The 20,099-nt window shown below is 73.5% G+C and carries 17 protein-coding genes; 8 read left to right on the top strand and 9 right to left on the bottom strand.

Annotation, left to right across the window (positions count from 1 at the left end):
- Window positions 1-3 precede the first annotated feature (3 nt).
- The 4 genes from CLV52_RS17945 to CLV52_RS17960 all read right to left on the bottom strand — a co-directional run bounded on the left by CLV52_RS17945 (window position 4) and on the right by CLV52_RS17960 (window position 5,348).
- Window positions 4-852, bottom strand: a complete 849-nt coding sequence (locus tag CLV52_RS17945; RefSeq protein ID WP_133767782.1) for an ATP-binding cassette domain-containing protein — start codon at window positions 850-852, stop codon at window positions 4-6.
- Window positions 849-2,768, bottom strand: coding sequence for a dipeptide/oligopeptide/nickel ABC transporter permease/ATP-binding protein (locus tag CLV52_RS17950; protein ID WP_133767783.1), 1,920 nt, complete (start codon window positions 2,766-2,768; stop codon window positions 849-851). The genes CLV52_RS17945 and CLV52_RS17950 overlap by 4 nt, the downstream gene beginning before the upstream one ends.
- Complete coding sequence (locus CLV52_RS17955; protein ID WP_133767784.1) at window positions 2,765-3,706, bottom strand: ABC transporter permease; 942 nt, start codon at window positions 3,704-3,706, stop codon at window positions 2,765-2,767. Before CLV52_RS17955 ends, CLV52_RS17950 begins: the two co-directional genes overlap by 4 nt.
- Window positions 3,707-3,767: 61 nt before the next feature.
- The gene (locus CLV52_RS17960; protein ID WP_133767785.1) at window positions 3,768-5,348 is read right to left on the bottom strand and encodes an ABC transporter substrate-binding protein; all 1,581 of its coding nucleotides are present in this window, start codon (window positions 5,346-5,348) and stop codon (window positions 3,768-3,770) included.
- 110 nt (window positions 5,349-5,458) lie between these two features.
- Here CLV52_RS17960 and CLV52_RS17965 point away from each other — a divergent pair, with 110 nt between their 5' ends.
- The 5 genes from CLV52_RS17965 to CLV52_RS17985 all read left to right on the top strand — a co-directional run bounded on the left by CLV52_RS17965 (window position 5,459) and on the right by CLV52_RS17985 (window position 10,784).
- Window positions 5,459-6,859, top strand: coding sequence for an alpha/beta hydrolase domain-containing protein (locus tag CLV52_RS17965; protein ID WP_133767786.1), 1,401 nt, complete (start codon window positions 5,459-5,461; stop codon window positions 6,857-6,859).
- Window positions 6,860-6,934: 75 nt separating this feature from the next.
- Window positions 6,935-7,867, top strand: a complete 933-nt coding sequence (locus tag CLV52_RS17970) for an SDR family NAD(P)-dependent oxidoreductase (protein WP_133767787.1) — start codon at window positions 6,935-6,937, stop codon at window positions 7,865-7,867.
- Window positions 7,864-8,766: an amidohydrolase family protein gene (locus CLV52_RS17975; protein WP_425455730.1), complete on the top strand. Its 903-nt coding sequence runs from the start codon at window positions 7,864-7,866 to the stop codon at window positions 8,764-8,766. Before CLV52_RS17970 ends, CLV52_RS17975 begins: the two co-directional genes overlap by 4 nt.
- Window positions 8,763-9,218, top strand: a complete 456-nt coding sequence (locus CLV52_RS17980) for a MaoC family dehydratase (RefSeq protein WP_133767789.1) — start codon at window positions 8,763-8,765, stop codon at window positions 9,216-9,218. Before CLV52_RS17975 ends, CLV52_RS17980 begins: the two co-directional genes overlap by 4 nt.
- Before the next feature lie 27 nt (window positions 9,219-9,245).
- A complete protein-coding gene (locus CLV52_RS17985; RefSeq protein ID WP_133767790.1) occupies window positions 9,246-10,784 on the top strand; it encodes an acyl-CoA synthetase in 1,539 nt (512 codons plus the stop codon).
- A 201-nt stretch (window positions 10,785-10,985) separates the two neighbouring features.
- On the opposite strand, the gene CLV52_RS17990 is transcribed toward CLV52_RS17985, so the two are convergent.
- From CLV52_RS17990 to CLV52_RS18005, 4 genes are all read right to left on the bottom strand, one after another.
- Window positions 10,986-11,567 carry a PadR family transcriptional regulator gene (locus CLV52_RS17990; RefSeq protein ID WP_133767791.1) on the bottom strand — a complete coding sequence of 194 codons (582 nt, stop codon included), beginning with the start codon at window positions 11,565-11,567 and terminating at the stop codon, window positions 10,986-10,988.
- 61 nt (window positions 11,568-11,628) lie between these two features.
- The gene (gene ligM, locus CLV52_RS17995) at window positions 11,629-13,044 is read right to left on the bottom strand and encodes a vanillate/3-O-methylgallate O-demethylase (RefSeq protein ID WP_133767792.1); all 1,416 of its coding nucleotides are present in this window, start codon (window positions 13,042-13,044) and stop codon (window positions 11,629-11,631) included.
- Between the two features lie 25 nt (window positions 13,045-13,069).
- Window positions 13,070-13,930 carry a formyltetrahydrofolate deformylase gene (gene purU, locus CLV52_RS18000; RefSeq protein WP_133767793.1) on the bottom strand — a complete coding sequence of 287 codons (861 nt, stop codon included), beginning with the start codon at window positions 13,928-13,930 and terminating at the stop codon, window positions 13,070-13,072.
- Complete coding sequence (locus CLV52_RS18005) at window positions 13,927-14,808, bottom strand: methylenetetrahydrofolate reductase (RefSeq protein WP_246018217.1); 882 nt, start codon at window positions 14,806-14,808, stop codon at window positions 13,927-13,929. Before CLV52_RS18005 ends, purU begins: the two co-directional genes overlap by 4 nt.
- A 120-nt stretch (window positions 14,809-14,928) precedes the next feature.
- Between CLV52_RS18005 and CLV52_RS18010 the strand changes: the two genes are divergently transcribed.
- Together CLV52_RS18010 and CLV52_RS18015 are read left to right on the top strand one after the other, a co-directional pair.
- Window positions 14,929-15,510, top strand: coding sequence for a MarR family winged helix-turn-helix transcriptional regulator (locus tag CLV52_RS18010; RefSeq protein ID WP_133767794.1), 582 nt, complete (start codon window positions 14,929-14,931; stop codon window positions 15,508-15,510).
- 117 nt (window positions 15,511-15,627) lie between these two features.
- Window positions 15,628-17,157: a CoA-acylating methylmalonate-semialdehyde dehydrogenase gene (locus CLV52_RS18015; RefSeq protein ID WP_133767795.1), complete on the top strand. Its 1,530-nt coding sequence runs from the start codon at window positions 15,628-15,630 to the stop codon at window positions 17,155-17,157.
- Between the two features lie 9 nt (window positions 17,158-17,166).
- On the opposite strand, the gene CLV52_RS18020 is transcribed toward CLV52_RS18015, so the two are convergent.
- A complete protein-coding gene (locus tag CLV52_RS18020; protein ID WP_133767796.1) occupies window positions 17,167-18,657 on the bottom strand; it encodes a PucR family transcriptional regulator ligand-binding domain-containing protein in 1,491 nt (496 codons plus the stop codon).
- Window positions 18,658-18,755: 98 nt separating this feature from the next.
- On the opposite strand from CLV52_RS18020, the gene CLV52_RS18025 reads away from it, so the two are divergent.
- Window positions 18,756-20,084 (top strand): aspartate aminotransferase family protein, encoded by a 1,329-nt coding sequence (locus tag CLV52_RS18025; protein ID WP_425455729.1) that lies wholly within the window; start codon window positions 18,756-18,758, stop codon window positions 20,082-20,084.
- Window positions 20,085-20,099: the final 15 nt, after the last annotated feature.

Consider the following 20,099-nt stretch of genomic DNA (forward strand, 5'->3'; position numbering starts at 1 on the left):
GCGTCATCCCTCCTGTTCGGCGAGCGCCCTGCGGGCGTCGCGACGCAGCTGCTGCTCGTCCGGATCGGGGACGGGCGCGGACGCGAGCAGCGACTGCGTGTACGGGTCCTCGGGGTACTCGTAGACCCGTTCCGCCGGTCCGCGCTCGACGACCCGGCCGCCCCGGAGCACGACGATCTCGTGCGAGATGTGCCGCACGACGGTGAGGTCGTGCGAGATGAAGAGCAGGCTGAGCCCGAGGTCGCGCTGGACCTCGGCGAGGAGGTTCAGCACCTCCGCCTGCACCGAGAGGTCGAGCGCGCTCACCGGCTCGTCGCAGACCACGAGCCGCGGCGAGAGCATCAGCGACCGCGCGATGGCGATGCGCTGCCGCTGGCCGCCGGAGAACTGCGCCGGATAGCGGTGCGCGGCGTCCGGACCGAGGCCGACGCGGCCGAGCAGCGAGCCCATCCGGTCCGCGATCTGCTGCCGCGTCATCCGCTCGCCCGCCGGGCGGTTCACGCACGGCTCGGCGAGCGTGTACCCGATCGTCTTCGTGGGGTCGAGCGAGCTGTACGGGTCCTGGAACACGACCTGCCGCCGGGCGCCGAGCGCCCGCCGCTCGCGGCCGGAGAGCCGCGCGACGTCCCGCCCCTCGAACACGACCGAGCCCGCCGCGATCGGCACGAGGCCGAGGACGGCCTTCCCGATCGTCGACTTGCCGGAGCCGGACTCGCCGACGAGCCCGAGCGTGCGGCCCGGCGGGATCGCGAGGTCGACGCCCTCCACCACGCGGGCGCGCCTTCGGCCCGTGCCGTAGTCGACGGCGAGGCCGGTCACCGAGAGCAGCGGCTCCTGCGGCTGCTCGGTCATGCGACCGCCTCCCGCAGAGCGTCGACGCGGATGCAGCGGCTCATGCGGCCGTCGCCGACGTCGACCATCGGGATCGGCGCCTGGCGGCACGCGTCGGTCGCGAAGGCGCAGCGCGCGGCGAAGCGGCAGCCGACCGGCCACTGCGCGGGCGACGGCACGACCCCGCCGATGGTCGGCAGCGGCTCCCCCGGCACGGCGTCGTGCGGGTTGGAGCGCAGCAGCGCGAGCGTGTACGGGTGGCGCGGCTCGGCGAACGTCGCCCGGACCGGCGCCGACTCGACGACCTGCCCGGCGTACATCACGACGGCGCGGCTGCAGAGGTCGGCGATGACGCCCCAGTCGTGGCTGACGAGCACGATCGCCATCCCCGTCCGCTGCTGGATGCCGCGCAGGAGGTCGAGGATCTCGGCCTGCACCGTGACGTCGAGCGCGGTCGTCGGCTCGTCCGCGATGAGCAGCCGCGGCTCCCCCGCGAGCGCGATCGCGATCGCGACGCGCTGCGCCATGCCGCCGGAGATCTCGTGCGGGTACTTCCGCGCGACGGACGGGTCGAGCCGGACGGCGCGCAGCAGCTCGTCGACGCGCTCCCGGGCGCTGCGCCGCCCGAGCCGGCGGTGCGCGCTCGCGGCCTCGGCGATCTGCGAGCCCACGCGGAAGGACGGGTCGAGCGACACCATCGGCTCCTGCGAGATCATCGCGATGCCGGCACCGCGGACCTCGCGCAGCTTCGCGTTCGAGAGTCCGACCAGCTCCTGCCCGTCGAAGCGGATCGAGCCGTCGACGATCCGGCCGTTCGCGCCGAGCAGGCCGAGCAGCGAGAGCGCGGTCACCGTCTTGCCGCTGCCGGACTCGCCGACGAGGCCGACGACCTCGCCCGGCTCGACCTCGAGGTCGACGCCGTCCACCACGACCGTCTCGGCGCCGCGCTCGCCGAACCCGACCCGCAGCCCGCGCACGGCGAGCAGCGCGCCCGCGGCGGAGCGGCCGGACGGCTCGGGGGCGGCGGGCCGCTCGACGGCACGCGCCGCGGCGGGCGAGCGGCGGGCCGCGGAGCCGGCGAACGTGAAGCGCTCCTGGTTCGCGTCGCGGACCGCGTCCCCGAGGAGGCAGAGCGCGAGCGTGGTGACGGCGATGATCCCGCCGGTCGGCACGAGCAGCCAGGGGTCGATCTGGATGAGCGACGCGGCCTCCGCCACCATCCCGCCCCAGGTCGGTGCGGGCGGCGGCGGGCCGAAGGCGAGGAACGCGAGGCCGGTCTGGATGCCGAGCGTCGCCGCGGCGAAGAGCGTGATCTGCACGAGCAGCACGCCGCGCAGCTGCGGGAGCACGTGCCGGAGGACGATGCGCGGCTCGTCCACGCCGGACACCCGCGCGGCGCCGATGTAGAGCTCCTGCCGGACGCCGAGCACGACGCTCCGGAAGACGCGGATGAAGGCGCCGCTGGCGAGGACGCCGACGCTGATCATCGCGACGAGCATGCTGTTGTTGAAGATCGCGAGGACGGCGAGCGTGATGATCGTGCCCGGGATCGACAGCAGCACGTCCACGACGCGGAGCACGATCCGGTCGACGATCCCGCCGAGGTAGCCGGCGACGACGCCGAGCGGCACGGCGATGACGAGCATCGCCAGGACCGCCTCCACGACGCCGGCGAGGGACTCCTGGCCCCCGTACAGCAAGCGGCTCAGCACGTCACGCCCGAGGCTGTCCGTGCCGAGCAGGTGCGCGGCGCTCGGCCCCTGCCGCACGTCGCGGAGGCTCTGCGCGAGCGGATCGGCGGGCGCGATGAGCGGCGCCGCGATCACCGCGAGCACGATGACCAGCAGGACGACCCCGGACACGACGCCGAGCGGCTTGCGCAGCACGCGCGGCAGGATCCCCGTCGAGAGCGCGCGGGAGCGGCCGATCGCGGTCATCGGACGCGCACCTTCGGGTTGAGCACGCCGTAGAGCACGTCGACGACGAGGTTCACGACGATCACGACGAGCGTGAAGACGACGCCGACGCCGAGCACGACGGGCAGGTCGTGGGAGGTCGTCGCCTGCGTCACGAGCGACCCCAGCCCGGGCAGGACGAACACGTTCTCGACGAACACGGCGCCGGTGAGCGCCCCGACGACGGTGATGCCGAGCACCGTCAACGAGGGCAGGGCAGCGTTCCGGAGCACGTGCTTGAACACGATCGATCGCTCGCGGATCCCGGAGGCCCGGAGCACGCGGATGTAGTCGCGGCCGAGCACGTCGAGCGCGGAGTCGCGCATCTGCTTCGCCACGATCGTGATGCCGCCGAGGCTCAGCGCCGCGACCGGGAGGACGAGCGACAGGAACCACGGGACGGGGCCGTCGACGAACGGCTGGTAGCCCGTGGCCGGGAAGACCCGGATCGCCACCGCGAACAGGGCGACGAGCACGATCGCCACCCAGTAGCTCGGCAGCGCGAGGCCGACGAGCGAGACGGTGTCGAGGAGCCGGCCCAGCGGGCCGCCCCGGACCGCGCTGCCGAGGCCGACGACGGTGCCGATCACGCTGATGGCGAGCGTCGAGAGCAGCAGCAGGGACAGGGTGACGGGGAGCCGCACGGCGATGAGCTGGGCGACCGGGTCGCCCGAGAGGACGGACTGGCCGAGGTCGCCGTGCAGGACCCCGGCGAGCCACTCGCCGTACTGGACGGGCAGCGGCTGGTCGAGGCCGAGCTGCTCCCGGAGGCGGGCGACGAGGTCCGGCGTCGCGTTGGCGCCGAGGATCGTGCGCGCCGGATCGCCGGGGACGAACGACATGAGGACGAAGATCGCGAGCGAGGCGATCACGACGAGGACGGCGGACAGCACGAGCCTGGTGACGATGAGGCGGATCACGCCTGGACTCCCTTCGGAGCGCCCGGGCCGCGGCCCGGGCACTCCGATCGACGGACGACGACTACTTGGCGGCCTTCCACGCGTATGCGGGGTCGGGCGCGATCGGCAGCGGGTTCGGGTTCAGCGCCGACGCGGTGACGCCGGTCAGGTCCTTGCCCACGGCGAAAATGTTGTCCGTGGAGACGACGGGCACGAACCACGCCGCGTCGTTCGACGCCTTCGTGATCTGCTCGAAGACCGCGGTCCGGGCCGAGGCGTCAGCCGCCGACTGCGCGTCGGCGTAGAGCTTCGTCAACGTCGGGTCGGCGTTGCCGAACGGGTTCGTGACGCCCGGCTGGATGAAGTTCGCGAGGACCTGCGCGCTCGTCGCCCCGATCACCGGCCAGATCACCGCGGCGTACTTCTTGGAGAGCGACGCCTGGATGAAGTCCGGGACCGTGTTCTTGACGTCGAGCTTGACCGTGATGCCGACCTTGCCGAGGTCGCTCGCGATCGCCTGCGAGATCGTCGTCTGGTTGTCGAGCACGTTCTCGGTCAGCACCGTGAGGGTGAACCCGTTCGGGTACCCGGCACCGGCGAGGAGCGACTTCGCCTTCTGGACGTCCTGCTCGTAGCCGTAGCCGTCGACGTAGCCGTCGGTGCCCTTCGCGCCGAGCTGGCCGTTGCCCTGGTTGTAGTCGGCGCCGAGGGCGGACGCGAGCGCACCGCGGTCGATCGCGAGCGCCATCGCCTGGCGCACGTCCTTGTTCTTCAGCGCCGGCGCGATGGTGCCCTGGTAGTCGACGTTCGTGAGGCCCCACGTGAAGAACGGCGCCGTGACGAGCTTCAGCCCGCTCGACTTCGCGTTCGCCGCGGTCGTCGGGTTCAGCCCGGCGAAGGAGGCCTGCCCGGTCGTGACGGCGGAGAGCGTCGCGCTCGGGTCGCCGATGACCTTCACGACGACCTTGTCGTACTGCTGCGCGTCCGGGTTGAAGTACTTCTCGTTCTTCACGTAGGTGTACGAGGAGTTCGTCACGGACTGGGACGCGGCGTAGGCGTACTGGCCCGTCCCGTCGCTCTTCGTGAGCAGGCTCTTCGGGTCGGCGATCCCCTTCGGGCCGATGATCTGCCCGACGCCCCAGTACTGCGTGAGGAAGAACGGGCCGTCCGGGTACGGCGACTTGTACGTGATCGTCACCGTATCGGCGGACGGTGCGGTGACCGAGTCGACCGGCCCGGCGTAGCGCACGTCGCCGCCGCCGGCCTTGAGGAAGTACTCGATCGACGCCTTCACGGCGGCCGCGTCGAGCTTCTCCCCGTCGGTGAAGGTGACGCCGTCGCGGATCGTCAGGGTCAGCTCGGTGTTCGTGCTGTTGAACGACCACTTCGTGGCGAGGTCCGGGATCAGCTTCCCGTCGCCCGTCTGGTACACGAGCGAGTCGTAGGGCAGGGCGGTGAAGATCGCGCTCCCGCCGGAGCCGCCGAGCGCGGGGTTCAGGCTGATCGGGATTCCGGCGAACTGCGTGGTGAGGGTGCCGCCCTTCGTGGAGCCGGACGCGCCCCCCTTCGAGGCGGCGTCGCTGCACGCGCTCGCCGTGAGCGCGATCGCGACGGCGGTGACGCCGGCGAGCAGGGCTCGCACGGGCAGACGGGATGCAGGCATCGGTGCTCCTTTGCATGGGGGTGCTGCATGGCGCGAACGGATTCGCTGCGAGGGAAAGTATCAGTCAGCCTGATATTCTGCCAGCACCCCCGACGAGGAGTTTGATCACGATGTCGTACCGCTCCGTCGCCCGCGTCGACGACGCGCGCTCCGCCCCGTTCGGCACGGCGTCCCTTCCGGATCTCGCGATGGGCATCGACCTCACCGCCCACGGCTGGATCGAGGAGGAGCTGCTCCTCGACGGCGCCGCGACGGTGTGGCACCGGCCCGAGCCGGGCGGCGACGCAGTCCCCCTGCGCGACCACGTGCCGTTCCTGACGCGCGTGCTCGTGCGCCGCCCGATCGACCCGGCGCACGCCTCCGGCGTCGTCCAGGTGGAGCCGCTGCACCCCGACCTCGACTCCGGGCTCGTCTGGAACACGGCGCACCCGTGGCTGCTCCGCGGCGGTCACGCCTGGGTCGGCGTCACCGCCTTCCCGGTGTCGGCGACCCTGCTCGCGGAGACGATCGACGCCGACCGGTACGGCCGACTGTCGATCCCCGAGGAGGGGCAGCAGTACGAGATCGTCGCCGCCGCGGTCCGCGCGCTCGTCGACGGCCGGCTCGGGCCCGTCCGGGCGGAACGGATCCTGCTCGGCGGCATGTCGGCCACGGGCAGCTTCTGCCGCGTGTTCCTCCAGGACGGCTTCCACGAGCGCTGCGCCGCGGACGACGGCCGGCCGCTCGTGGACGGCTACCTGATCGGGATCTCCTCCGGGGGCGCCGGCGCGGCCGGGTACCCGCCGCTGTCCGACGGCGACGCGGTGCTCGACGCCGCCGACCCGCGGCGGACCGTGTCCGGGCACGGCGCCGTCGTCGTCGAGCTGCTCAGCGAGACGGAGTCGGAGACGCACGGCCCGGTCCTCCGCGACGACTCGGACGAGGACGACGACCGGTACCGCCTGCTCCAGGTCGCAGGCACGGCGCACATCGAGGCGCACCCGAGCGTGCTCACGAACCTGCAGCAGTTCGAGGACGCGGGCGGGCGCCGCCCGGCGTTCGGGGTGCGCGAGCCGCGCAGCTCCGCCCGGTGGGACCTCTACGCGTCCGCCGCCCTCGAGGCGATGCGGCACTGGATCGTCGACGGCGCGCCCGCACCGCACGGCGATCGGCTCCGGCTGGTCGAAGGCGCGGAGGAGCTCGAGCGCGACGCCGACGGCATCGCGCTCGGCGGCGTCCGACCGCCGTGGGTGCAGGTCCCCGTGGCCGCCCACCTGCCGCACGGCACGGTGTCCGACGAGGCCGAGCCGCCGCCCGAGTGGATGCCCTTCAGTCGGCCGGACCTGCTCGCGCGGCTCGTGGGCACGATGCGGCCGTTCGGGCTGACGGAGGTGCACCGGCGCTACGGGACCCGGGCCGCGTGGCTGCGCCGGTTCGCCGCGGCGACCCGCGAGCACGTCGCCGCGGGCCTCCTGCTCGAGGAGGACGCGGCCGAGCTACTGCGCGGCGCGCCCGAGCGCTGGCCGGGCTGACCACCTGCCCGAATCACAGGAAACCTGATACCGTCCACACCGCCCGGCCGCCGGGCAGGGAGCAAGGGAGCCACCATGAGCGTTCGCCTCGACGGCCGGACCGTCGTCGTCACCGGCAGCGGGAGCGGCCTCGGCGCCGCCTACGCGAAGGCGCTCGCCGCCGCGGGGGCCGCGGTCGTCGTGAACGACGTGTCGGCCGACGCCGCGGCCGCGACGGCGGAGGCGATCACGGCCGCCGGCGGCCGCGCCGCGACGGTCGTCGCACCGGTCGGGTCGGCGGAGACCGCCGACCGCCTCGTCGCCACGGCGCTCGACGAGCTCGGCGGCTTCGACGCGATCGTGACGAACGCGGGCATCCTCCGCGACCGCTCGATCCTCAAGATGACCGACGAGGACTTCGACCAGGTGATCCAGGTGCACCTCCGCGGCACCTTCACCTGCGCCCGCGCCGCGTACGCGTCGTTCAAGGAGCGGGGCGTCCCGGGCCGCATCATCGCGATCGGCTCGCCGACCGGGCAGCGCGGCAACTTCGGGCAGACGAACTACGCGGCGGCGAAGGCCGGCATCGTCGGGATGGTCCGCACCTGGGCGCTCGAGATGCGCCGGGCCGGCGTGACCGTGAACGCGGTCGTCCCGGTCGCGGCCACGGCGATGACGCGCACCGTGCCGTACTTCGCGGCTGCGATCGAGGCGGAGGACGCGGGCCGGCCGATGCCGGACTTCTTCCGCAAGGACCTCGGCTTCGGCACCGCCGACGACGTCGCCGGCCTCATCGTCTACCTCGCGTCGGCCGAGTCCGAGGGCATCACCGGCCAGGCGATCGGGGTCGGGGGCGACCGCCTCCAGCTCTGGTCCCACCCGGAGCCGGTGCTCACCGAGCTCCACGACGGCGGCTGGTCCGCGGACGACGTCGCGGAGGACCTCGGCGCCGTGCTGCGGGAGCGGCTGCGGTCGGTCGGCGAGGAGTTCCCGCCGCTGCCGGCCGACCTCGAGCGCTCGGCGGGCTGACGGCCGTGTACGTCCCGGCCGTCGACGTCGACGCCCTCGAGGCGCTCGACACCCACGTGCACGTCGAGGCCGACGCGCACGGGCACGCCTCCCTGCCGCAGCAGCTCGCGGAGGCGGCGCAGCGCTACTTCCGTGCGGACGGCGTCACGCCGGACGTCGAGGGCATCGCCGCCTACTACCGCGAGCGCCGGATGGCGGCGGTCGTGTTCACGGTCGACGCCCGCACCCAGCTCGGCCACGACCCGATCCCGAGCGAGGACGTGATCGACCGCGCGGCCGACCAGGCCGACGTCCTGATCCCCTTCGCCTCGGTCGACCCGCGGCGCGGCGAAGCCGCCGTGGAGGACCTGCACCGGCTCGTCGCCGACCACGGCGCGCAGGGCGTGAAGCTGCACCCGACCGTGCAGGGCTTCGACCCGAGCGCCGACGAGTTCCGGCCGCTCTGGGAGGCGATCGCCGCGCTCGGCCTCCCGGCCGTGGTCCACACGGGGCAGACCGGCATCGGTGCCGGGATGCCGGGCGGCGGCGGGCTGCGCCTCCGCTACTCGAACCCGATGCTGCTCGACGACGTGGCCGCGGACCTGCCCGACCTCCGGCTGATCCTCGCCCACCCCTCCGTCCCGTGGCAGGACGAGGCGATCTCGATCGCCACTCACAAGGCGAACGTCGCGATCGACCTGTCGGGCTGGAGCCCGAAGTACTTCCCGCCGCAGCTCGTCCGCGCCGCGGGCGGCCTGCTGCAGGACAGGGTGCTGTTCGGCTCCGACTTCCCGCTCATCACCCCGGACCGCTGGCTGCGCGACTTCGCCGCGCTCGACCTGCCGGACGCCGTCCGCCCCAAGATCCTCGTCCGCAACGCCGCCCGTGTGCTCGGGCTCTCGTCGAAGGAGACCGCATGACCGTCCGCACCACCACCCTCGCCGAGCTGCCCGGCCTCGCCGGCACGGAGATCGGCACCTCCGACTGGCTCGAGATCGACCAGGCGCGGATCGACCGGTTCGCCGACGCGACCGACGACCACCAGTGGATCCACGTCGACCCCGCCCGCGCCGCGGACGGGCCCTTCGGCGGCACGATCGCGCACGGCTTCCTCACGCTGTCCCTCTTCATCCCGCTGTGGTCCGGGCTGCTCGAGGTGACCGACGCGACGACGCTCGTGAACTACGGGCTCGACCGCGTGCGGTTCACCTCCCCCGTCCCCGCCGGGTCGCGCGTGCGGCTCACCGCCGCGCTCGACACGGTCGAGCCCGTCGCCCGCGGCGGGTACCAGCTCGGCGTCTCCGGCGTCATCTCGATCGAGGGCCAGGAGCGCCCCGCGGTCGTGCTCGCGTTCCTCTCGCGCGTCTCCTGACGCGCGGGCCCACGAGGAGGATCGACGATGATCCCTGAGGGCATCGGCGGCTGGCTGCGACGCCGGGCCGCGACCTCGCCCGACCATCCCGCGATCGTGTTCCAGCGCGAGGCGATCCCCTACCGGGCGCTAGCCGACCGGGTCGACCGGCTGGCCGCAGCGCTGCAGGGGCTCGGCGTCGGGCCCGGCGACCGCGTCGCGTACCTCGGGGCGAACCACCCGTCGTTCGTCGAGACACTGTTCGCCGCGGCCCGGCTCGGCGCCGTCCTCGTGCCGCTGAACACGCGCCTCGCGCCCGCGGAGCTCGCCTACATGCTCGACGACGCCGACCCCGTCGTCCTCGTGAACGGAGCGGGGCTCGAGAGCACCGCGGTCGCGGCCGTCGCCGGGCGGGAGCTCGTCCGCGTCGTCGTCGGGACGCCGGAGTCCGCGGCCGACCCGGCGGCGCTCGACTGGGACCGCGTGCTGGCCGGCGGCGACCCCGCCGCGCTCGTGCCCGCGACGACGACGCTCGACGACCCGGCGCTGATCATCTACACCTCCGGCACGACCGGACGCCCGAAGGGCGCGGTCCTGACGCACGGCGCGATCACCTGGAACGCGATCAACGTCCTCGCCGATTACGACCTCACGTCGACCGACCGCGCGCTGATGATCTCGCCGCTCTTCCACGTCGCCTCGCTCGGCATGGGCTGCCTCCCCGTCCTCCTGAAGGGCGCGACGGTGCTGCTCGAGGAGCGGTTCGTCCCGGGCGACGCCCTCCGGAGCATCGAGGCGCTGCGGGCGACGGCGATCAGCGGGGTGCCGACGACGTACCAGCTGATGACCGAGGATCCCGCCTGGCCGACGACCGACATCTCGTCACTCCGCCTGCTGACCTGCGGCGGATCCGCGGTGCCGGACCGGGTGCGGGAGGCGTACGAGGCGCGGGGTCTCGCCTTCTCCGGCGGCTACGGCATGACGGAGACGAGCCCCGGCGTGACCATGCTGCCCGCGCCGCAGTCGCTGGCGCACGGCGGCTCCGCGGGGCTCGCGCACTTCTTCACGCGGTACCGGATCCGAGCGGTGGACGGCGCGCTCGCTCCGGCCGGGGTGCCGGGCGAGATCGAGGCGGCCGGACCGAACGTGTTCGCCGGCTACTGGCGGAACCCCGCGGCGACCGCGGCCGCCTTCACCGACGACGGCTGGCTGCGGACCGGCGACGTCGGCGTCGCCGACCAGGACGGCTTCCTGACCATCGCCGACCGGGTGAAGGACATGATCATCTCCGGCGGGGAGAACGTCTACTCGGCCGAGGTCGAGCAGGCGATCATGACCATCGAGGGCGTGACCGGCGTCGCCGTGCTCGGGATGCCCCACGAGCGCTGGGGCGAGGTGCCGCACGCGGTCGTCACGCTGGCACCCGGCAGGACGCTCGACCCGGAGGAGCTGGTCGCCCGCCTCTCGGTGCTGCTCGCCCGGTACAAGGTGCCGCGGACGCTCGAGGTGGTCGACGACCTCCCCCGCACCGCGAGCGGCAAGGTCCGCAAGGAGGAGCTCCGCCGGAGGGCCGCCGCCCGCGCCTGACCATGTTCACGGATAAGGGCGCCGGCGCAGGGCCCTTATCCGTGAACGCCCCGTCCCGCCTCGCTGGTCGAGGTGCGAGCGCCAGCGAGCCTCGAGACCACTCCGCATCCGCAGTGGTTTCGACACGGGCGCGGAGCGCCCGGCTCGACCAGCGTGGGGTCGGTTCACGGATAAGGGCGGGTCGGGGCGGGCCCGTGCGGCTCAGCGCTCGAGGCGGTCGACCAGGGCGAGGCCGCGCTGCGCCCAGGCGATCTCCGTGCGGGCGCGCTCCACGAGGCCCTCGTAGGTGAACCGCTTGTACGCGGTCGTCGCGGCGCGTTCCTCGTCGGCGGTGACGGCGAGGCGGCGCTGCAGCATGGGGCTCTCCCCCGCGTCGATGCGGCGGATCTCCGACTCCCACTGCGCGAGCTCGGCCCGCCACTGCTCCTCGTGCGCTCGCAGGAACGCGCGCGCCTCCGCCGGCTCGACCGATTCGAGGTACGCCGCACGGAGGTGCGCCGGGTCGCGCACCCGCAGGTAGCCGAGGGGGCTGCGCATCCAGTCGAGGAACGCCGCGTCGCCCGCGGGCGTCACGTGGTACAGCCGCCGGGCGCCGCGCTCACCGCGGGTCTGGTCCTCGCCGACGACGAGGCCCTCCTCCTCCATGCGCCGCAGCTCGGGGTAGATCTGCGACCCGGGCGCGTGCCAGACGTGCCCGACCGACACCGAGAACTGCTTCTGCAGCTCGTAGCCGGACATCGGGCCGACGCGCAGCAGGGCGAGGAGGGCGGATCGAAGGCTCATCGGTCATCCCGGAGGTGTGGCGGGGACCACACGCTAGTGGACCCCGCCACGCCGCCCGAGGTCAGGCGTCCGCCGGCTCGCGGTAGCCGGTGCGCCAGCCGCCGTGGTAGGTCGAGCGGGCGACCGCCGAGTACGGGACGGGGCTGACCACGGCGCGGATCTCGGTCTGCACGTGCGGCTCGACGGTGGCCTTCCGGCTGCCGCCGTCCGGCTCGCCCCAGACGACGCGGAGCTCCGCGCCCTCCGGGACGCCGGGGTCGACGGTCGCGAGGGAGAGGCCGCGCTTCTCGTTCGCGCTGTACCCGGTGAACATCGAGAACCCGACGACCCGGCCGTCGGCGTCGATCACCGAGTCGTAGTTCGCCGACCCGTAGTTCGCGAGCGGCAGGTCGTAGTACTTGTACTGCGGCCCGTCGACGTCGAGCAGGGAGCCCCAGACCCGCGCGAGGTCCTCCGCGTCCCAGGCGAGCGTCACCTTGCGGCGCTGCGTCGCCGGATCGACCTGCTCGAGCGCGTCGCGACCGATGAAGTCGTGGTCGAACTTGACGAAGGAGCCGTAGCCGAGCTCCCACGGCGTCAGGTAGTAGTCCTCGATGTCCTCCGAGACGAACGAGCCGGCGAGGGTGCCGGTCGCCTCGTAGCTGTCCGCGCCGAGCCACTCGCGGTAGCCCCGCTCCGCCTCGCCCGTGTAGATCGCCGGCAGCGGCGACGGGATCCAGCCGGACTCGAGCGTGTTCGACGGGTACGCGCGCGAGCCGACGGGCACGAGTCCGAACTCGGCGCCCGCCTCGACGATCAGGTCGCGGACGCGGTCGTGGTGCTCGTACGGGCCCCAGACCTCGAGGCCGGGCGCCCCGGCCATCCCGTGCCGGAGGGTGCGGACGCGCTCGCCGCCGATCGTCATCGTCGACATCGAGAAGAACTTCAGCTGCTCGAGCGGGCCGCCGTTCAGCCGCTCGATGACCTGCCACGCGGCCGGCCCCTGGATCTGGAACCGGAAGTAGTCGCGGGAGACGGCGTGCCCGTACGGGCGCGAGGGCGAGCGCCGGTCGACCTCGATGTCGAGGTTCGCGTAGCCGCCGGTCTCGCCGTGGTAGGTCAGCCAGTTCGCCGCCGGGGCGCGGCCGACGTAGACGTAGCGGTCCTCCTCCTCGTGGAAGAGGATGCCGTCGCCGATGACGTGGCCCGAGGCGGTGGTGGGCACGTACTGCTTCGCCCGGTTCACCGGGAACGTCGCCACCGAGTTGACGGCCGTGTCGGAGATGAGACGGATCGCGTCGGAGCCGGACAGGAACAGGTTGTCCATGTGGTGCGACTGGTCGTAGAGCACGGCCGTGTCGCGCCACGCCCGCTGCTCTCGGATCCAGCTCTGGAAGTCCGACGGGACGACGGGGTAGATGTACGAGCCGATCTGCGAGTTCCGCAGCAGCTCGACCGCGTTCGTCGCGTCGAGCAGCTGCTGCAGCGTCTGCGCCATTGGGGGTTCCTCCTCGTTGAGTGGTTCAGAAGACGACGGTCTGGTTGCCGTGCCGCACGACGCGGTCCTCCGCGTGCCAGAGCACGGCGCGGGAGAGGACCGCGCGCTCGACGTCCGCGCCGCGGCGCTGGAGGTCGGCGGCGGAGTCGGCGTGGGTCACGCGCACCACGTCCTGCTCGATGATCGGCCCGGCGTCGAGGTCCGGCGTGACGTAGTGGGAGGTCGCGCCGATGAGCTTCACGCCGCGCTCCTTCGCCTTCCGGTACGGGCCGGCCCCGACGAACGCGGGCAGGAAGGAGTGGTGGATGTTGATGACGGGCACGCCGACGCGCTCGAGGAAGTCGGCGGAGAGTACCTGCATGTAGCGGGCGAGCACGACGAAGTCGACGTTGCCGACGAGCAGCTCGAGCAGCCGCTCCTCCGCGGCCTCCCGCTCCCCCGGCGCGGACGGGACGTGCAGGAACGGGACGCCGAGGCCGCGGACGTCGCCCGCGACGGCGGTGTGGTTCGAGATCACCATCGGCACCGTCACGGGCAGGTCGCCGCGGCGGACGCGCCAGAGCAGGTCGAGGACGCAGTGGTCGGACAGCGAGACGAGCACACCCATGCGCAGCGGGACGCCGAGGTCGCGCAGCCGCCACTGGAGGCCGACCGGCTCGAGGACCTCGCCGAGCTCCCGACGGAGGTCCGGCATCGCGGCGGCGAGACCCGGCAGGTCGAAGACGACGCGCTGGAAGAACTCGCCGCCGTCGGGGTCGTCCGTGTACTGGTCGAGCGCCACGATGTTGCCGCCGAGCGCCGCGATCGCCGCGGTGACGACCGACACGAGGCCGGGCCGGTCCGGACCCGTGACGACGAGGCAGGCGCGATCGACGACCGCGCTCACCGGGCGTCGCCGCCCGTCGCGCCGCGGCGCTCCGCCACCCAGCGCGCGGAGGTCGCGACCCCGCCGAACGTGTAGAGGTGCAGCCCGACCTCGCCGAGGCCCGGCTCGGCCTCCAGCCGCGCGGCCAGGTCGTCGACGAACGCGTCCGGTCCAGCGGAGCCCATGAGGTTGGTGAGGGAGAAGCCGTACTTGCGGACGATCGTCGCGTTCGACCGCACGCCGAAGCGGCGCGCGAAGCCGAGCAGCCGCTTCACGCCCGCGGGACCCGGCACGCCGACGCGCACGGGAGCGTTGACGCCCTCGGTCCGCGCCCGGCGGATCCACGAGACGACCGCGTCCGCGTCGAAGGCGAACTGGGTGATGACGGAGGCCTGCAGGCCCTGCGCGCCGATCTCCGACACCTTGTCGCGGAGCGCCGCCCACAGCACGTCCTCCGCGATGTCGGGGTGGCCCTCGGGGTAGCCGGTGACGCCCACCTCGCGGACGCCGTGCGCCCCGAGCGCACCGCTGCGGACGACGTCGAGCGCGCTGTCGAAGGGGCCCTCGGCCGCCGCGGGGTCGCCGCCGACGACGAAGACGCGCTCGGCACCGCCGACCTCCGCCAGCCGGCCGAGGTACTCGTCGAGCTCCGCGGCGGAGCGCAGCCGTCGCGCGGAGAGGTGCGGAACGGGGAGCAGCGAGCGCTCGAGCACAGCCCGCACCGCGGCGACGCGCGTCTCGAGGTCCTCGTTGCCGAGGAACGTGACGTTCACGCGCGTCCCGGCGGGGATCAGCCCCTCCGCCTCGACGAGCGCGGGCACGTCCTTGCCCGTCATCTCCAGGGAGCAGCCGGCCAGCAGTCGCGCGGCTGACTCGTTCGTCGTCCCGATCGTGGCCACGGCCGCTCCTCCCGTGCTGCACTGCACGTCCCGGGAGGAATTTACCTATCTCGATACCTATCTGTCGAGAGGTGAATGAGCGCTCGTGCCCGTCCCGGCGCGCGGCTCTAGGTTGGAGCCGTGAACGCGGAAGCGGAGGACGCGGCGACGCCGACGCGGCCGGCGACGACCCGCCACCGCGCCGTGGCGCCGGACGACGCCCTCGCTCGCCTCGAATGGGTCACGCAGCGCGTCTCGCGCGCGCTGCAGCGCGCGGTCGACCTCGTCGCCGCGGACCACGGGATCACCGCGGCGGAGTACCACCTGCTGCTCGCGATCAGCGACGACGTCGGCCGGTCGAACGCGGAGATCGCGCGCCTCACCTTCGTGACGCCGCAGTCCGCGAACCACGTGCTGGCCGAGCTCGAGCGCCAGGGCTACCTCGAGCGCACGAACGACCCCAATCACGGCCGCATCCGGCAGACCACCCTCACCGCGGCCGGTCGGCAGGTGCTCGACGGGTGCGTCGAGCGGATCGCCGCGATCGAGGCGCGGGCGGTGGCGGGGCTGAGCCCCGAGGAGACGCGCACGCTGCTGCCCGCGCTGCGACAGGTCGCGGAGACGCTGGCCGGCGGCTACTTCGGGGACGACGAGGAGGAGGCGCGCGCGGAGGCCCTCCGCCGCGACCGGCACGCGGCGAACCGGCAGGACCGCTCGGCGTAGCGGTCGCAGGCCGCCGGAACGGCGTGCGGGACGGCGTCGGACGCCGATCCGGCAGGGCGACGGCGGGGCCCGCCCGGCCTATCCTCCGAGACGTCCGTCTGCTGTGAGGAGTCCCCCGTGACCACGACCGCCACCGCTCCGCGTCCCGCCGAGTCCGAGGGGGTCGCGCTGATCCCGCACTGGATCGGCGGCGCGGCCGTCCCCGGCTCGGGACGGACGGGCGACGTGTACGACCCGGCGCTCGGCGTCGTGACGAAGCGCGTCGGCTTCGCGGACCGTGCGGACGTCGACACCGCGGTCGCGGCGGCGAAGGCGGCGTACCCGGCCTGGCGCGACCTGTCGCTCACCCGGCGGCAGCAGGTGATGTTCAAGTTCCGCGAGCTGCTCGACGCGCGCAAGGGCGAGCTGGCCGAGATCATCACGGCCGAGCACGGCAAGGTGCTCTCCGACGCGCTCGGCGAGATCAGCCGGGGCCAGGAGGTCGTCGAGTTCGCCACGGGCCTCGCGCACCACCTGAAGGGCGAGTTCTCCGAGCAGGTCTCCTCCGGCGTCGACGTCTACTCGATCCGCCAGCCGCTCGGCGTGGTCGGGATCATCAGCCCCTTCAACTTCCCCGCGATGGTGCCGATGTGGTTCTTCCCGATCGCGATCGCGGCCGGGAACACCGTCGTGGTGAAGCCGAGCGAGAAGGACCCGTCCGCGGCGGTCTGGATCGGACGGCTGTTCCAGGAGGCCGGCCTCCCCGACGGCGTCTTCAACGTCCTCCACGGCGACAAGGTCGCGGTCGACGGCCTGCTCGAGCATCCGGACGTGCGCTCGATCTCCTTCGTCGGGTCCACCCCGATCGCGCAGTACATCTACGAGACCGGCGCCCGCCACGGCAAGCGGGTGCAGGCGCTCGGCGGCGCGAAGAACCACATGCTCGTGCTGCCGGACGCCGACCTCGACCTCGTCGCCGACTCCGCCGTCAACGCGGGCTTCGGCTCCGCCGGCGAGCGCTGCATGGCGATCTCGGTCGTCGTCGCGGTGGAACCCGTCGCGGACGCCCTGATCGCGAAGGTGAAGGAGCGGATGGCGGGCCTGCGGGTCGGCGACGGCCGCCGCTCGTGCGACATGGGCCCGCTCGTGACGCAGCAGCACCGCGACAAGGTCGCCTCCTACATCGCGGTCGCGGAGGAGGACGGCGCGGACGTCGTCGTCGACGGCCGCGGGATCGACGTCGACGGCGACCCGAACGGCTTCTGGCTCGGCCCGACCTTGATCGACCGCGTCCCGACCACCTCCCGCGTCTACACCGAGGAGATCTTCGGCCCGGTGCTGTCGGTCGTCCGGGTCGCCTCATACGAGGACGGCGTCGCGCTGATCAACTCGGGCGCGTTCGGGAACGGCACCGCGATCTTCACGAACGACGGCGGGGCGGCCCGCCGCTTCCAGCACGAGGTCGAGGTCGGGATGATCGGTATCAACGTGCCGATCCCGGTGCCCGTCGCGACGTTCTCCTTCGGCGGCTGGCGGCAGTCGCTGTTCGGCGACACGAAGGCGCACGGCGCCGAGGGCGTGAAGTTCTTCACACAGCTGAAGGCCGTGACGGCACGCTGGCTCGACCCGAGCCACGGCGGCGTCGACCTCGGCTTCCCCCGCACCTGATCGGCCGGGTCAGACGGGCGGCAGCAGCCGCATCGCGCTGAACAGCTCGGCCCGGTCCGCGAAGCGGTCGAGGTCCAGGCCGAGCAGGCGGCCGAGCTGCGCCATCCGGGCGCGGAGGGTGTGCCGGTGCACGCCGAGCTCGCGGGCGGCCGGCTCGAACGCACCGTTGTGCTGCAGCCAGACCCGCGCGCTCTCGAGGAGCTGCCGGCCCTCCTCGTCCCGGGTCGCCGGGGCGAGGAGCGCGGCGGCGACGAGGGCGCCGTCGCCGCGGACGAGGAGGCCGTGCAGGCCGCGGTCCGCTTCGTCGCCGAACGAGCGCGCCGTGCCCGCCGGGACGCCCTGCCGCAGCAGCCACTCGGCCTGACGGAGGGCCTCGGCGAGCGCCGACCACGGCACCGCCTCGGAGACCGCCGCGCTGAGTCCGGCGTCGGTCAGCACGCGCACCGCCGCGTCCGACCGGCGTTCCTCGACGAGGAGCACGACGCGGTCGTCGCGGCGGACCGCGAGCCCGCCCGCCCGAGCGATCACCGCGCCACCCCCGGGCTCCGCCGGCACCGCGAGCACCCGGACGGCGCTCCCCCGCGGCACCGGGATGGCGAGCTGGGCCGCCGTCCGCCGCGCGACCTCCACCTCGCCGGAGAGCAGCAGCTCGAGGAGCGCCCGCCGCAGCGCCTCCCGCGCGCCGTCGAGCTCCGAGGTCTGCTCGAGCGCGATCGACGCGAGGGCGATCACACTCGTGATCAGGTCCGTCTCCGCCCGGTCGAGCGGGGCGTCGCCACCGACGGCGAGCGCGGCCCGGAGCGCGCCGCGTCGGCCGATCGTCTGCACGGTGAAGGCACCCGCCGGGGAGTCGACCCGGATCGCCGCCCGGAGCCCGCGCCCCATCGCCTGCCGCACCGCGGCGACGACGTCGTCGCGCACCGCGTCCGGCATCGCCGTCCGCGGGGCGTCGAGCGGGAGGCCTGCGGGGTCGAGCAGCACGACCCAGGCGTCGAGCCGGCGCTCGAGCTCGTCGAGGATCGCCCGGAGCCCGTCCGGCCGCAGCGCCGCCCGCGCGACGGCCCGATGCGCTTCGAGGGACCGCTCGAGGCGCTGCCGGCGCTCGAGCTCCCGGGCGTCGGCGATGTGCCGGATGATCGCCATGAAGGGCGTGCGATCCGCCACCTCGAGCAGGGGCAGACCGGCCGCGCGGCATGCGGCGACGAGCTCGGCCGGGACGGCGGCGTGGAGGATCTCCGTCGCGAACCCGAGCGCGAGCACGTCCGCCTCGACGAGCCGCCGCACGTACTCGACCGCGAACGCGTCGTCGGTCCGGTCGGCGAAGTGCGCGCCGTCCGTGAGCAGCAGCTGTCCCGGCTCGAGCCACGGGGTCGGGTCGGGCAGGTCGGAGCTGTGCGCCCAGGCGATCGGCCGGGCGAGCGTCCGCCGGTCGGGCGGCTCGACGAGCAGCCGGAGGTGGAAGGCGGGCTCGCGCAGCAGCTCCTCGAGCGCGACCGGCACCTCCGGACTGTAGCGCCACGGCGTCACCGAGCGCCGGTCCGGCAGTTGCCGGACACCCTGCCCTCCGGCGACGATCGACCGGACCGGAAGGGGATCGAGTGTCGATCGACGTCGTCGGAGCAGCCCTGTCGAACGCCGCGGTGATCGCCGCGGACCACGAGCACGTCTTCCACTCGTGGTCGGCGCAGGGCTCGCCCGTGCCCCTCGCCTTCGCGGGCGGCGAGGGCGTGGAGCTCTGGGACCACGACGGGAAGCGCTACCTCGACTTCTCGAGCCAGCTCGTCAACGTGACGATCGGCTACCAGCACCCGAAGGTCGTCGAGGCGATCCAGCGGCAGGCCGCGACGCTGACCACGATCGCGCCGGCCCACGCGAACGCGACGCGGTCGCTCGCGGCGGAGCGGATCGCCGGCGTCGCCCCCGACGGCTTCGAGAAGGTGTTCTTCACGAACGGCGGCGCGGACGCCAACGAGAACGCGATGCGGATGGCTCGGCTCGTGACCGGCCGGGACAAGATCGTGTCGCACTACCGCTCGTACCACGGCAACACCGGCGCCGCCGTGGTCGCGACGGGCGACTGGCGGCGGGTGCCGAACGAGTTCGCCCGCGGCCACGTCCACGCGTTCGGGCCCTACCTCTACCGCTCCGAGTTCTGGGCGACGACGCCGGAGCAGGAGACGGAGCGCGCGCTGCACCACCTCGAGCGCGTGGTGCAGGCGGAGGGACCCGCGTCGATCGCGGCGATCCTCCTCGAGAGCGTCCCCGGCACCGCGGGCGTGCTCGTGCCGCCGCCCGGCTACCTCGCGGGCGTCCGCGCCATCGCGGACCGCTACGGGCTACTGCTGATCCTCGACGAGGTGATGGCGGGCTTCGGTCGCACCGGCGCCTGGTTCGCGTTCGAGCACTTCGCCGTCCGCCCGGACCTCATCACCTTCGCGAAGGGCGTCAACTCCGGGTACGTCCCGGTCGGCGGCGTCATCATCTCCGATCCCGTCGCCGCGGCCTTCGACGACCGGATCTTCCCGGGCGGCCTCACCTACTCCGGGCATCCCCTCGCGGCGGCGAGCATCGTCGCGACGATCGACGCGATGCGCGACGAGGGGATCGTCGAGCACGCCGCCTCGATCGGCGAGGACCACCTCGGGCCGGCGCTGCGGGACCTCGCGGCGCGGCACGCCCTCGTCGGCGAGGTCCGCGGACTCGGCGTCTTCTGGGCGGTCGAGCTCGTCGAGGACCCGGCGACCCGGTCGCCGCTGCCGCCAGCGGCCATGGTGCGCATCAAGGCCGGGCTGCTCGAGCGGGGCCTGCTGCCGTTCGTCCAGGACAACCGGATCCACGTCGTGCCGCCCGCGGTCATCGGCGCGGAGGACGTCGCCCGAGGCGTGGCGATCATCGACGAGGTGCTGACGGAGGCCGAGCGGAGCTGAGGTGCCGCCGACGGA

Origin of the sequence: Amnibacterium kyonggiense (assembly GCF_004364555.1) — a bacterium.
GTDB classification, from domain to species: domain Bacteria; phylum Actinomycetota; class Actinomycetes; order Actinomycetales; family Microbacteriaceae; genus Amnibacterium; species Amnibacterium kyonggiense.